The organism is Rhodococcoides fascians A25f, from assembly GCF_000760935.2.
In the GTDB taxonomy this organism is placed as follows: domain Bacteria; phylum Actinomycetota; class Actinomycetes; order Mycobacteriales; family Mycobacteriaceae; genus Rhodococcoides.
In genome coordinates this window covers 4,558,955-4,571,449 of record NZ_CP049744.1, presented here as the reverse complement: position 1 = coordinate 4,571,449, position 12,495 = coordinate 4,558,955, and the positions used below count along the sequence as shown (strand labels likewise).

The window sequence follows — 12,495 nt, the reverse complement described above, 5'->3', positions numbered from 1 at the left end:
CAGGGCGTATTCTCTGCGCTGTGACGTCGGGAAACGTAGTTAAAGACAACCGGGAATTGGCAAGCGATCTGTCGCTTGCGGTGGTGAGGCTGACTCGCCACCTTCGAGGTAGGCGAGTGGACTCGCAAGTATCACTGACGCAGCTGTCGGCTCTGGCCACGCTGAGCCGGGAGGGCGACATGACGCCCGGTGCGTTGGCTGCGCGGGAGAGGGTGCAGCCGCCGTCGATGACGCGGGTGATCGCGTCGTTGGCCGAGCTCGGCCTCGTGGTGCGCACTCCGCACCCCACCGACGGACGCCAGGTGATCGTCTCGCTCTCGCCTGCCGGTCAGGAGCTGATCGCCGACGAGGCGAGCGCGCGCGAGGCGTGGATGACCGCCCAGCTCGCGGGCCTCACGGCCGAGCAGCTCGACATTCTGCGTGACGCGGTGAACATCATCGGCGCCCTGGTGAGCGACTCCGAGTAGTTACCTAGGTTTATTATCTGAATGGTGGCCCCTGCTTCCTCTACATCCGGTTCGTCGATGTTCGCTGCCCTGAAGACTCGCAACTACCGATTGTGGGCGTCGGGGCAGATCGTCTCGCTGGTGGGAACGTGGATGCAGCGGGTTGCCCAGGACTGGCTCGTACTGACGCTGTCCGGCGGCAACGGCTTCGCCGTCGGCATCGTCATGGCCCTGCAATTCGGGCCGACGCTGTTTCTCTCGGTCTGGGGTGGGGTACTGGCAGACCGGTACGACAAGCGCAAACTCCTCATGATCACCCAGGTGTTCGCCGCAGTCTGTGGTCTGGTGCTCGGCGTGCTCGACGTCGGCAACATGGTCGAGCTGTGGCACGTCTACGTCATCGCCTTCATCCTCGGCTGCTCGTCCGCCATCGACGCGCCGGTGCGGCAATCGTTCACCATCGAGATGGTCGGCAAGGAAACTCTCTCCAACGCGATCGCGTTGAACTCGATGACGTTCAACATGGCGCGGATCGTCGGCCCTGCTGTGTCCGGAGTGCTCATCACCCTCGTCGGTACCGGCTGGGTGTTTCTCATCAACGCGGTGTCGTTCGCCGCGGTGTTCGGTGCCCTCGTGGCGATGAACGTCGATCAGCTCTTCCGCGTCGAACCCGCCCCGCGAGCCAAAGGGCAGGTGCGTGAAGGCTTCCGGTACGTCTGGGGGCGGGGCGACCTTCGCGTCCTGCTGGCGACGGTGTTCATGGTCTCGACGTTCGGTCTCAACTTTCCCTTGAGTCTGTCGGTGTTGGCGCGCAACACGTTCGGCAGCGGAGCCGACGCATACGGATTGCTCTCGACCACCCTCGCGGTCGGCACGTTGGCGGGAGCGACCCTGGCGGCCCGGCGCGCCACGGCCCCGCGATTACGGCTCTTCATCGGTGCCGTCATCGCGTTCGGGCTGTTCGAGCTGCTCGTGGGGTTGATGCCCAATTACGTTCTGGTGGCCATTCTGTTGGTGCCCACCGGCGCGTTGACGCTGACGTTCACGACGTCGGCGATGAACATTCTGCAGATGTCGGTACCGTCCGACATGCGCGGGCGCGTGATGGGCATCTACATGCTCTGCTTCCTGGGCGGAACCCCGCTGGGCAGCCCGGTGCTCGGCTGGCTCGCCGACGTCCTCGATCCACGCGCACCGCTCGTGTTCGGCGGCGTCATCTCACTGGCGACGGGTCTCTTCGCAGCCGTGTATCTGCTGCGGCACAACAACTTGCGGATCACCGTGGTGCCGCCCGCCGACGGTCACCGGCTGCCCACCTTCGACACGGTGGCCGTCGGAAGCAAGGTCTGACGCTCGTCAGATCCACCCGTGGCGTCGGGCCAGTGCGCAGGCCTCGTGCCGGTTCGCCGCCCCGAGTTTCGCGGCCGCCGCCGACAGGTAGTTGCGTGTGGTCCCCGGCGACAGATGCGCGCGCTGTGCGATCTCCGCGATCGATGCGCCGTCGGCGGCGAACTCGAGCACATCGGCCTCACGCGGTGTGAGCGGTGAGTCCCCGGCCCCGATGGCTTCCGCGGCGAGCGTCGGATCGACGTAGCGTCCGCCGCCGTGCACGGTGCGCACCACCTCGGCCAGGGTGGCGGCCGAGGTGGTCTTCGGCAGGAACCCCCGCACGCCTGCTTCGAGCGCCTTCTTCAGGTAGCCCGGCCGACCGTGACTGGTGACGATGATCGAAACGCAGGCGGGCAGTGTCTCGGCAATCTTCTGGGCCGTCTCGATGCCGTCGATCCCGCCCATCTGCAAGTCCAGCACCGCCACGTCGGGCGCGAGGGTGGCGGCCACGGTCAGTGCCGTCTCGCCGGAGTCGGCTTGACCGACGATCTCGATATCGTCCTCGAGATCGAGCATGGTCGCGAGCGCCGACCGAATCAGATTTTCGTCGTCGGCCAACAGGACTCGGATCATGGTGTGGTCCTCTGGTTCTGGGGCGATGTCGGCAACATCGCCGTGAGGGTGAAGTCGTCGCTGGTCTTCTCCGCCGTCACGGTGCCTCCGACTGCGACCAACCTTTCGCGCAGGCCGCTCAGGCCGGTGCCGTCGTCGCGGCCGGTCGATGGTTGCGGATGATCGTTGATCAGTCGAATGCTGTTGTCGGTCAGCTCGATCCGGCAGTAGGTAGCCGCGGAATGTCGCAGAATGTTCGTCACTCCCTCGCGGACCACCCAGGCGGCCGCCTCGGCCGCACGCTCGGACAGGACCGAGGTCTCGCCGACCAGTTCGGTGGAGATGCCTGCGGCGGACAGCAGCGATCGAGCTCCGTCGAGTTCCGACGCCACATCGACCGATCGGTAGCCCCGAACCAGCTTTCTGGCGTCGGCCATGGATTCCTGGGCCAGAATGCGAACCTCGTCCATCTGGCCGGCCGCTCGGTCGTCCCCCCGACGAGCCAGCGTCGCGGCGAGTTCGCTCTTGACGGCTATGGCCGAGAGTGCGCGTCCGACGACGTCGTGCAGATCTCGCGAGAATCGCAAACGCTCCTCGGCCACCGAGAGGGCGGCGGCGGCGTCGCGGGTGGCGTCGAGCTCGGTGACGATGCGCAGCAACCACGCCGACAGTTGGACGGTGAACGCCATGAAGGCGATGAAGATGCCGAGTATCAGAGTTTCCACTGCCGGGGTTCCCAGAGCCGCCGCAAGCGCAGCGGCCGCCACGGCTGCGGCCAGGGACCATCGCAACGGAATCAGGGTCGCGACCGCAGTGGTGACGAGTACGGCGGCCCACAGTGCGTTGCTCGTGGTCCCTCCGGCAACCAGCACGACGGCGGCGACGGCCATGACCGCCAACGGGATTCGTGGGTTGGCCGTCGACTCACCGCCGAGCTCGGGGGTGCGCTGCACAACTACGAAAGCGGCGGCGGCACACACCGCTGCCGCCGCCGTCGATAGGTAGTCGTCGTACTGAAGCGTTGTCAGCATCGCGCCGCCGGCGACACCGACGGTGATCAGCAGGAACGATTGGCGGGTGTAGACGCGCACCTTGTCCACTGCACTGCTCTCGTTCCAGCCGTGCAGTGGGTTGAGGTACTCGTACAGCTTCATGATCTCCAGCCTTGCAGACGGTCGACGAAAGGTGTGATCTAGGACCGCGGTTCCCACCGAAAGTGCGTACGGGCGATCAGTACGCTCCCGACGATCCAGGCGAGCATCACCGCGAGAGGCATTATGGCCTCGCCGAAGGTGCCGGCGAATCCGATCGACGTGTCGCCGGGCGTGGTGGTACCGAACCAGCCCAGATTCAACAGGTCCGACACGGCCGCCATCGGAGTCAGTTCGATGACCTTGCTCAGCGAATCCGGAAGTACGTCGCGCAGCAGGGACGAACCGGCCATGGCGATAAGGATGACCGGCAGGCTGGTGATCTGCGCCGCTTCGGCGTTGCGGGTGAAGGCAGACGTGATCAATGCCAGAGCGGCGAACAATGCGGCACCACCGAGAAGGGCAACGGCGACGAGCAAAGCATTGGTGGGAACCGGGCCGCCGAAGGCCACCACAACGGCACCGACGATCAGACCGAGTGCGACGGTGAGGATCAGTGAGGGTATTGCCGGGCCGAGCAGAATCTGAACGTCCGAGCTCTCCCCGGTGCGAAGTCGCTTGAGCACCAACTCGTCTCGACGTGTGGCGTAGATCGAGAGCATGTTGTAGTAGACCATGAACACCAGCAGGAACAGTGCGAAGATCTCGAGCGCAGCTCCGACGCCGGTGTCGGTCAATCCGTTCTCGCCCCGGCTGCCGACGATCAGCAGCACGACGGGGAAGATCAACGGCATCACGACCGCGTTGAACAGCAGTACGCGGTTGCGTCCGAGCAGCGTGAACTCTGCTCGCGACAGGGCGGTCATCGTGTTCATGCGCTCATCACCTTCTGGTCTGTGAAGTCCGGATTGTCGAATTCGTCTGCGATGGAAAGGAACACGGTCTCCAGCGATGCCGCCCGGGCGTCGAGACCGTGCAGGGTCACCCCGCTGGTGCGAGCCCACAGCAGCAGGTCGGTCAAGGTGTCCTGTACCGAGGACGTCTGGATCGAGATCGTGTCACCCGAGACGTCCATCGACGTGCCCGGCAGCGACGGTAGTGCCGTGCCCGGGGCCTTCAGTTCGATCTTCGCCGGATGGTCGGCGACCACCTCGTCCACGGTGCCGCTGCGAACAACCCTGCCGCGGTGCATGATCGCAAGTCGATCGCACAGCGACTCGGCCTCGTCCAGGTAGTGCGTCGTCAACATGATCGTCACGCCGGAGTTCTTCAGCTCCTGAATCAATCGCCATGTGTTGCGGCGACTTTCGGGGTCGAGACCGGTGGTGGGCTCGTCCAGGAACAGGATGCGCGGACGGCTGATGATCGCGCAGGCGAGGTCCAGCCTGCGCTGCTCGCCGCCGGAGAGAAACTTCACCCGAGTATCGGCGCGATCGGCCAGGTCGACGCGACCGAGTACCTCGGTCACCGGCAACGGATCGCTGCAGGTGCCGGCCCACATCCGCAGACTCTCGGCCGTCGTCAGATCCTGTGGCAGGCCACCCTTCTGCAACATGATGCCCAGAGCCGGCCGCACCTTACGGCGATCGGCCACAGGATCCATTCCCATGATCCGTACCGTGCCCCTGCTGGGCCGCGAAAGACCCTGAATCACTTCGAGAGTCGAGGTCTTGCCGGCACCGTTGGTGCCCAGTAGTCCGAACAGCTCACCCTCGGCGATATGCAGATCGAGAGCCTGGACGGCCTCGTATGCGTTCTTGCCCGAGCCGTAGCGACGCGTCATGCCGTCGACGTCGATGATGGTCATGATTGCTTTCCCCACTGGCGCAGTCCGATGACGAACCGGACGCCCATGAAGGCGACGATGACGCCGAGTGCGACGAACGCCGGAAGCGACGTACCGACGATCGCGAACAGCACGGCGACAATGGCAAGGCTGATGACGATGACGACGATCTCACGCGCCATGGTCGGAGCCGGTCCGAGCTCCATCAGATCGGTGAACAGATTTCCTTCGTCTGGTTGCTTCATGACTACGAGTCTGCTGCGCCCGGACCACCGAAAACAGTGCAGCGCATCATGACCTGAGGTGACACCGTCACGGTCCAGCCATGACAAAAGTCATGACTGTCGTTCTCCACCCGATCTCCACCCGTGGGTCGATTCGCCACCACCGCGATCTTCGTAGCGTTACTGCCATGAACATTGCAACGATTGCTCTCGTAGTCCTCCTGGTCGGATACCTGCTGGTGCGGCGCATGACCGGCCAGCTCATGGAAGCCCGGCGCATGCTGGTGCTGCCGGCGATTCTGGCGCTCGTCGGGTTGGCATCACTGAACTCCACGGACCTGTCGGCCACGGCCATCGGGTTCCTCCTCCTCGGCTGCATCGTCGGCGTGGGCTTCGGGGTGATCCGCGGCTACACCGTCAGGATCTCCGAGCGGGACGGGACGGCCTGGATGCGGTACTCGGTCGCGTCGATCGGCCTGTGGATCGCGGCCATCGCCGTCCGCGTGCTGCTGATTCCGGTGGAAAGCGCCATCGATCCGACCGCGGCGTCCGTCGCCGGTCAGGCCACGATGCTGGCCGTGGGCATCGGATTCCTCGCCGAGTCGATCGCCGTTCTCTACCGCGCCATGCACTCCGACGCCACCATCGTCTGGCGTGCCGACAAGTCCGGTCACCACACGATCTCGCCTACGCTGTCCGACATGCACAATCGGGTTCGCGGCGGAGGAACGAAGATTCGGTGACATCGGCACCCAACCCCGACGTACGGTTGCCCACGCTCGACAGCCTCAGGCTGTCGAGCCGGCCGTATGTTGCGGCCATCGTGATCGTCGCGGCCTTCGCCACCTCGGACCTGAGCAATCCGATTCTGCTCGCGCTGCTCGTCGTCAACAGTGTCGTGCTGATGGCATCGGCAATTCCGCGGCGGTTCGTGGGTCCGCGTTCGTCTCTGGTCGGTGCGGGTGTCGCGCTGGTCGCGTCCGCAGCGATGCTTCCCCTCGGGGGCACCACTGCGGCAACGCTGTTCCCGTTTCTGATCGCGGGACATGCGGGGTGGCGATTCAAGCCTTCCGTCTCGTTCCCGTTCGCGATCGCGCTCAGCGTGGCGTGCGCAACCGCGCTGTTGATCGCCGAACACAATGGTGTCGACGGATGGCCATGGGCTACAGGGTTGTTCGCAGGTTGGCCGGTGCTGATCGGGTACTCACGGCGCAGTCGGCTGGACGCACTGCGTAATGCGCGCCGCGCCACCGATGCCGAACTCCGCGAGCATGCCCTGGCCGAGCGTGCCCGCATCGCCCGCGACATTCACGACGTACTCGCTCACTCGCTGTCCGGAGTCAACATGCAGCTCGAAGTCGCCGACGCGTTGCTCGAGGCCGGCCGTGCCGAGGAGGCCAGAGCGGCAGTGGGCAAGGCGCAGAGTCTCGTTCGGGAAGGACTCACCGAGACCCGCCGTGCCGTGCAGACTTTGCGTCAGGATGCGCTGCCCCTCGTGCCGACGTTGGCCGCTCTCGTGGGCGAGGACGCGAGTTTCCGTGTCGACGGCACGGTTCGCGATCTCGATACTCCGCAGGCCCAGTTCATGGTTCGGTGCGCGCAGGAGGCGATGACCAACGCACGCAACCACGCCCCCGGGGCTGCTGTCGATGTGGTGCTTCGGTTCGATGCCGGATCGGTCGAACTCTCCGTGGCCAACGGCCCGGCCCTCTCTCCACCGGACCCGGTCGAGAGCACCGGGATGGGTCTTGTCGGTATGCGCGAGCGCGCCGCGCTCGTCGGCGGGTCGGTCACTGCCGGTCCCGACGGGCGAGGCTGGGTAGTGCGTGCCGAAGTACCTCTGCACAACCGCGCTGAACCGGATACGGAAACGAGAGCATGAGCATTCGGATAGTGATCGCCGACGATCAGGCGTCGGTGCGCGAGGCACTGGCCACGATGTTGGACCTGATCGAGGACATCACCGTAGTTGCGACCGCTGCCGACGGAGCGAGCGCGGTCACCGAGGTGACCGCGGCGATGAGCGACGATCCCCTCGACGTGGTGCTGATGGATCTGCGGATGCCGGGAACCGACGGAATCGAAGCGACGCGAATCCTGAAGGGGCGCTTCCCCGATTTGCCCGTGGTGGTGTTGACGACCTTCTCGGACGAACGCTCGATACTCGATGCACTCGGCGCAGGCGCACGCGGATATCTCACCAAGGACGCCGGACGGGTCGAGATCGCGGCGGCATTGCGGGCGGCCGCAGCGGGGCAGGCGGTGCTGAACCCGGAGGTCCAGGCACGATTGCTCGGAGCCGTCGAAGCGCCTCGCACGCAGCAGATCCCGGCCGGGTTGACGCCACGCGAGCTGGACGTCCTACGCGCGATCGCCGCAGGCCTCTCGAATCGGGAGATCGCTCAGCAGATGTTCGTGAGCGAGGCGACGGTCAAAACACATATCAATCATCTGTTCGCCAAGGCCCAACTACGTGACCGGGCTCAGGCCGTGCACTTCGCATTCACCCACGGTTTGGCGGGATAAGCGGCTCACCTGCGGGAACGCACGTGTTCGGGTACTTTCAGCTCGTGAATCGCACTGACCCGGCGAGGCCTGCAGTTGGGCCCGGCCGTCGTACACAGATGCGCGTCATTCTGGTGGGCTCGGTGCCGAACCTCGTGCAGTGGTTCAACCTGTACCTCTACGCCACGTTCGCGCCGTACTTTCGGACCGAGTTCTTCGATCCGGCCTCGACGAACTCACTCGTGTACGTCTACGGACTCTTCGCACTGACCTTCGTCGTGCGCCCGCTCGGCTCGTGGCTGTTCGGCAGGCTCGCGGACGTGCGAGGCCGACAGTTCGCGCTCGTCGCGGCGGTCACGCTCATGTCGGCCGGATCGGTTGCCCTGGCGGTCACTCCCACGGTCCACGACATCGGTGCCTGGGCAGCGGTGATCCTCGCGGTCGTGAGCATCGTCCAAGGCATCGCAACCGGTGGTGAATATGCGGCGGCGACGGTGTTGCTCTCCGAGTCGGGCACGCGAGGTCATCGCGGATTCTTCGCCTCGTTCCAGGCCGCGACCATCGTCGGCGGCCTCGTGCTCGCGCAGGCGTGTCTACTCGTGCTGCTCGCGAGCACCGACCGCGCGGCAATCTCCGAGTGGGGCTTTCGCCTCGCGTTCGCCGCGGGAGGCGCGGCCGGCCTGGCGTCGCTGTGGTGGGCGCGCGGACTCGATCGCGCCCCGCGAGAACCGACGGCACCGCAGGCGGACCGGGACGCCACGATGGGAGCGCTGTTTCGCGATCACTGGCGTCCGCTGAGTTGGGTGTTCCTGCTGACCGCGGGAGGAAGCGCGGCGTTCTACACCTACACCGTCACGGTTCCCTCGATCGTTCGCGAGACGTTCTTCGCCGCGGACGGGGCCAGGGGAGAGCTCACCGCGACCGGCCTCGTACTTGCGGCCTTCGTCGTGCTCATGGTGCTGCAGCCGGTCGGCGGTGCACTGAGCGACCGTATCGGCAGAAAGCCCCTGCTCGTCGTGTTCGGGGCGCTGGGGATACCTGCCACCGGGGCGTTGGTGCAGGCGACCGCACGTCTCGCATCCCCACTTGCCGTCCTCGTCATTCTGGTGAGCGCATTCTTCGTGCTCACCTGCTACCTGTCCGTGAACGGCATCGCCAAGGCGGAAGTATTTCCCCCACACATCCGAGCGCTGGGCGTCGGCTTCGGCTACGCCGTGGCGAACTCGCTCTTCGGGGGCACGGCACCGTTGATCTACCACGCCACGAGCGGTCACGGCAGCGTCGAATTCATCGCCTACACGACGGTGCTGCTCGCGGTGACGCTGTCCGCCGCCCTCCGGATGGAGGGCGGCGCGGCGACCGCGCTCGACAAGCCGAACAGCCCGGTCTAGAAACCCCAGCCCATGACGGCCGGGCGCGCTGTTCCGAACGTCAGATCCAGTGCATGCAGAGATTCCTCGTTGCGGGCGGTGAGGCGATTGGCCGCGGCGAACAATCGAGCCCGGTGCGTGCCGAAGTAGATGCTGGCGAGCACATCGATGTCGAGTTCGATGTCCGGTTCGGACTCCACCCGGGTACAGGTCGCCTTGCCATCGGTCACGGTGAACGAGTAGGTACCGCCCGCTTCGAGGAACGGATCTCGAACGGCGATGATCAGCGACGTGTCGAGAGCGTACGTGCGCGCCTCCAGCGCTGCCTCGACGTGCATGATGCGGGCCCACAGAGCGTCGTGGTGAGCCGTGACCTTCGGTAGCCGGTTGTTGCTCAGCAGGAACGGCAGTGCTTCGTCCCGTGCCTGCCGGACCTCGATGGTGTCGACCAGGTCGACCCCGACCAGGATCTGCCACAGCGCGGCGTACGCGTCGTCCGTCACGGCGATGAATTCCTCCACCACCACCCGGCTGGGATTGCGTCCGCGGCGGTAGGCGACGTATCCGTCGGCATGGACGATGAAGAACAGTGCGGTCAGTCCGCCGCGTCGGTTCTCACGATCGGCGAAGAAGCGCTCCCAGCGGATCGGCGGCTTGGGCTGCGCGCCTGCGGTCTGCTGCTGCCACCGGTGGTAGATGTCCGGGAGCAGTTCGGTGGCCTCGGCCGACTCGATCAGCCGCACACCCGTCGCCGGGGGAGCGTCCTTGCGGAACTGCGCGAACCGACGGTCGATCGAGACGCTGATCTCCTCGGTCACCGGCCCGTACCCGAAGCGTCCGTAGATTGTCGCCTCGCTGGCTGTCAGCAAAGACAGCGGCGCACCAGCGTCGTTCAGAGCGCGGTGCTGCTGGGTGAACATCGATCGCAGGATGCCGCGTCGTCGATGCGTCGGTGCGACGGACACCCAGGACACTCCGGAGGCCTCGACCTGCGCGCCGCCCGGAACGGTCACCGACATCGGGAAGTGCATGGCGACACCCACCGGGGTCTCGCCGTCCCATGCCAGGTACACGTGCTCGGACTTGGTGAGGATCTGCGTCTCGGCAAGATCCTCGGCGTTCTGGTGCTCGCCGAACGCGTGGGCGTCGAGTAGCGCGACGGCATCCCAGTCGTGGTCGGAGGCGGTGCGGATGGTGATCGATTCGTCGGTAGTCATCGCTCTTTACTTTTCCATACAGGAGTGGAGCCTGCGGAACGACCCGTCGACACAGATGTAGGCCTTCGCCGACGGACTGCCGGAAAGGCCGGGTGACAAGATGAGCGGGTGGTTCATGTAATCGATGTCGACGATCCTCTCGACCCCCGGCTGGACGATTTTCGCGACCTCAACTCCTCGGACAGGCGACCCGATCTGCCCGAGGGCAAAGGTTTGGTGATCGCCGAGGGGGTGCTTGTTGCGCAGCGCCTGTTGACCTCACGTTTTCCGATGATCAGCCTGCTCGGCGTGGATCGACGGCTCGACGCGTTGCGCGACGATCTCGCAGAATCGGATGTCCCGTTCTATCGGACATCGGCCGAGGTGATGGCCGAGGTCGTCGGCTTCCATCTCAATCGTGGAGTGTTGGCGGCGGCGAACAGGCCGCAGGCCCTGGAACTGGACGAGGTGCTGGGCGGCGCGAAAACGGTAGCGATTCTCGAGGGCGTCAACGACCACGAGAATCTCGGGTCGATGTTCCGGAATGCGGCCGGCCTCGGCGTCGATGCCGTGCTGTTCGGTGCTGCGTGCGCGGATCCGCTGTACCGGCGTTCGGTACGGGTGTCGATGGGGCATGTGCTGCGCGTGCCCTTCGCGAAGGTGCCCGAGTGGCCGCGTGGTCTCGATCGTGTTCGCGCGCACGGTTTTCAGCTGATCTCACTGACGCCCAATCCGGAGGCCGTATCGCTGGCCACGGCGATGACGGGGGAGAAGGTCGCGTTGCTGCTCGGCGCAGAGGGCCCGGGTCTGACCGAGCATGCCATGCGCGCCACGGACATTCGGGCTCGTATCCCGATGGCACCGGGCACCGATTCACTCAACGTCGCGACGGCTGCGGCAATGGGATTCTACGAACGGGTGCGCCTGACGTGACCGGTCGCGACCCGGGTGTTCGCTGGACCGGTCTTCCGATCGCCCTGATCTCGGCGACACTGGTGGCGGTGGCACTGACGGCATTCGGCCTGGAACTGGCCAGAATTCAACCGCTGCTCGCGATCGGCTTGAACATCATCGTCGTGGCAGGCGCAGCCCCGACGGTCCTGCGGTGGATCGCCGTCCCGGTCTGGCGCTGGGCCGTCTACGGTGCGAGTGCCGGTGCGCTACTGAGCTTCGTGGCACTGGCGGCCCTGGCCTTCTGACTCGCCTATTTGCGCGAGAACCAACGTTTCTTCGGTCGCGGTGCCGTCTGGTCCGAGGCCTCCGGCATGGGGGCCTGGCCACTCGAACCGTTCGAGCCTCGGCTCTGCTGGTTCGGCGGCGGTGGCTCCTGCCCGGGAACGTACATCGTGAAGCCGCAGACCGGCAGTGTGGCCGGATCGAATTCACCGGGGTGCGGAGCGCCGGTGTAGCGGAATCCGAGCCATTGGGAGTTGGCGGCCTCGGCGAATTCCTGCGGGTGAAACGGCAGAGACTGCGGATCCGGCATCACTCCGGGGGGATAGATCAGCGGATGCTCACCGGCCCAGAACGACCGCTCCCACACCAGCGGTAGGCCTGCGTCCTCGTAGATGTACACCGGAGTGGCGCTGAACGATCGACGAAATTCACCGCGTTCCCAGTAGGCGAAGGCGCCCCACGCGTGCTGGGGATCCGATGCGACGAGATAGGTGTGCTCGGATGCCAGAGGGCGAGTGAAGGATTCGGGAAGCGTCGACGGTGTCGGCACCGAAATATTGGACCCGCACACCACGGTCACGCCCGGATAACAGCCGATGAAGACGTGATCGTCGTCCACACCCGCCGATGTCGATATCGGACCCTGAGCGAGGGGCACAGCGGTCAGGTGGGGGTACAGGCGACCGACGAGGGCCGTCGCAGCATTCCAGTCCGAGGTGGTTGCCTCTCGGAGGACAGAAATCGGATCCGGTGTGTCCAC

General features: G+C 65.5%; 15 protein-coding genes. 8 read left to right on the top strand and 7 right to left on the bottom strand.

All coding sequences use genetic code 11. The features are described from left to right. Nucleotides 1–20 precede the first annotated feature (20 nt). Nucleotides 21–467: a MarR family winged helix-turn-helix transcriptional regulator gene (locus BH93_RS21435; protein WP_032377418.1), complete on the top strand. Its 447-nt coding sequence runs from the start codon at nucleotides 21–23 to the stop codon at nucleotides 465–467. 57 nt (nucleotides 468–524) lie between these two features. After that, nucleotides 525–1,796, top strand: coding sequence for an MFS transporter (locus BH93_RS21430; RefSeq protein WP_037175670.1), 1,272 nt, complete (start codon nucleotides 525–527; stop codon nucleotides 1,794–1,796). 6 nt (nucleotides 1,797–1,802) lie between these two features. Here the strand turns inward: BH93_RS21430 and BH93_RS21425 are convergent, their stop codons facing one another. The 5 genes from BH93_RS21425 to BH93_RS21405 are packed head-to-tail and all read right to left on the bottom strand — an operon-like array spanning nucleotide 1,803 to nucleotide 5,509. Further along, complete coding sequence (locus tag BH93_RS21425; protein WP_037175668.1) at nucleotides 1,803–2,408, bottom strand: response regulator transcription factor; 606 nt, start codon at nucleotides 2,406–2,408, stop codon at nucleotides 1,803–1,805. Next, complete coding sequence (locus BH93_RS21420; RefSeq protein WP_052065467.1) at nucleotides 2,405–3,541, bottom strand: sensor histidine kinase; 1,137 nt, start codon at nucleotides 3,539–3,541, stop codon at nucleotides 2,405–2,407. Before BH93_RS21420 ends, BH93_RS21425 begins: the two co-directional genes overlap by 4 nt. A gap of 38 nt (nucleotides 3,542–3,579) precedes the next feature. Continuing rightward, nucleotides 3,580–4,353, bottom strand: a complete 774-nt coding sequence (locus tag BH93_RS21415; protein WP_037175666.1) for an ABC transporter permease — start codon at nucleotides 4,351–4,353, stop codon at nucleotides 3,580–3,582. Further along, the gene (locus tag BH93_RS21410; protein ID WP_037175664.1) at nucleotides 4,350–5,285 is read right to left on the bottom strand and encodes an ABC transporter ATP-binding protein; all 936 of its coding nucleotides are present in this window, start codon (nucleotides 5,283–5,285) and stop codon (nucleotides 4,350–4,352) included. Before BH93_RS21410 ends, BH93_RS21415 begins: the two co-directional genes overlap by 4 nt. Then, on the bottom strand, nucleotides 5,282–5,509 hold the full coding sequence (locus tag BH93_RS21405) for a hypothetical protein (RefSeq protein ID WP_080739160.1): 228 nt from the start codon (nucleotides 5,507–5,509) through the stop codon (nucleotides 5,282–5,284). The genes BH93_RS21410 and BH93_RS21405 overlap by 4 nt, the downstream gene beginning before the upstream one ends. A gap of 167 nt (nucleotides 5,510–5,676) precedes the next feature. On the opposite strand from BH93_RS21405, the gene BH93_RS21400 reads away from it, so the two are divergent. From BH93_RS21400 to BH93_RS21385, 4 genes are read left to right on the top strand one after another with little or no spacing between them, the layout of a single operon-like run. Beyond that, a complete protein-coding gene (locus tag BH93_RS21400) occupies nucleotides 5,677–6,231 on the top strand; it encodes a CcdC protein domain-containing protein (RefSeq protein ID WP_032404404.1) in 555 nt (184 codons plus the stop codon). Beyond that, a complete protein-coding gene (locus BH93_RS21395; protein WP_037175662.1) occupies nucleotides 6,228–7,370 on the top strand; it encodes a sensor histidine kinase in 1,143 nt (380 codons plus the stop codon). The genes BH93_RS21400 and BH93_RS21395 overlap by 4 nt, the downstream gene beginning before the upstream one ends. Continuing rightward, on the top strand, nucleotides 7,367–8,014 hold the full coding sequence (locus BH93_RS21390; RefSeq protein WP_032404402.1) for a response regulator transcription factor: 648 nt from the start codon (nucleotides 7,367–7,369) through the stop codon (nucleotides 8,012–8,014). The genes BH93_RS21395 and BH93_RS21390 overlap by 4 nt, the downstream gene beginning before the upstream one ends. Nucleotides 8,015–8,058: 44 nt before the next feature. After that, nucleotides 8,059–9,384: an MFS transporter gene (locus BH93_RS21385; RefSeq protein ID WP_037176837.1), complete on the top strand. Its 1,326-nt coding sequence runs from the start codon at nucleotides 8,059–8,061 to the stop codon at nucleotides 9,382–9,384. Here BH93_RS21385 and BH93_RS21380 read toward each other — a convergent pair. Next, on the bottom strand, nucleotides 9,381–10,580 hold the full coding sequence (locus BH93_RS21380; RefSeq protein WP_037175661.1) for a GNAT family N-acetyltransferase: 1,200 nt from the start codon (nucleotides 10,578–10,580) through the stop codon (nucleotides 9,381–9,383). The genes BH93_RS21385 and BH93_RS21380 overlap by 4 nt on opposite strands. Before the next feature lie 108 nt (nucleotides 10,581–10,688). Between BH93_RS21380 and BH93_RS21375 the strand changes: the two genes are divergently transcribed. Continuing rightward, complete coding sequence (locus BH93_RS21375; RefSeq protein WP_037175659.1) at nucleotides 10,689–11,492, top strand: TrmH family RNA methyltransferase; 804 nt, start codon at nucleotides 10,689–10,691, stop codon at nucleotides 11,490–11,492. After that, nucleotides 11,489–11,758, top strand: a complete 270-nt coding sequence (locus BH93_RS21370; protein WP_037175657.1) for a DUF2537 domain-containing protein — start codon at nucleotides 11,489–11,491, stop codon at nucleotides 11,756–11,758. The genes BH93_RS21375 and BH93_RS21370 overlap by 4 nt, the downstream gene beginning before the upstream one ends. A gap of 5 nt (nucleotides 11,759–11,763) precedes the next feature. On the opposite strand, the gene BH93_RS21365 is transcribed toward BH93_RS21370, so the two are convergent. Continuing rightward, the gene (locus BH93_RS21365; RefSeq protein WP_442981233.1) at nucleotides 11,764–12,495 is read right to left on the bottom strand and encodes a DUF6928 family protein; all 732 of its coding nucleotides are present in this window, start codon (nucleotides 12,493–12,495) and stop codon (nucleotides 11,764–11,766) included.

Excerpts from the sequence above, each read along its gene's own strand:
- BH93_RS21430 (WP_037175670.1), top strand. The coding sequence starts at position 525 with ATGTTCGCTGCCCTGAAGACTCGCAACTACCGATTGTGGGCGTCGGGG.
- BH93_RS21425 (WP_037175668.1), bottom strand. The coding sequence starts at position 2,408 with ATGATCCGAGTCCTGTTGGCCGACGACGAAAATCTGATTCGGTCGGCG.
- BH93_RS21420 (WP_052065467.1), bottom strand. The coding sequence starts at position 3,541 with ATGAAGCTGTACGAGTACCTCAACCCACTGCACGGCTGGAACGAGAGC.
- BH93_RS21415 (WP_037175666.1), bottom strand. The coding sequence starts at position 4,353 with ATGAACACGATGACCGCCCTGTCGCGAGCAGAGTTCACGCTGCTCGGA.
- BH93_RS21410 (WP_037175664.1), bottom strand. The coding sequence starts at position 5,285 with ATGACCATCATCGACGTCGACGGCATGACGCGTCGCTACGGCTCGGGC.
- BH93_RS21405 (WP_080739160.1), bottom strand. The coding sequence starts at position 5,509 with ATGAAGCAACCAGACGAAGGAAATCTGTTCACCGATCTGATGGAGCTC.
- BH93_RS21400 (WP_032404404.1), top strand. The coding sequence starts at position 5,677 with ATGAACATTGCAACGATTGCTCTCGTAGTCCTCCTGGTCGGATACCTG.
- BH93_RS21390 (WP_032404402.1), top strand. The coding sequence starts at position 7,367 with ATGAGCATTCGGATAGTGATCGCCGACGATCAGGCGTCGGTGCGCGAG.
- BH93_RS21380 (WP_037175661.1), bottom strand. The coding sequence starts at position 10,580 with ATGACTACCGACGAATCGATCACCATCCGCACCGCCTCCGACCACGAC.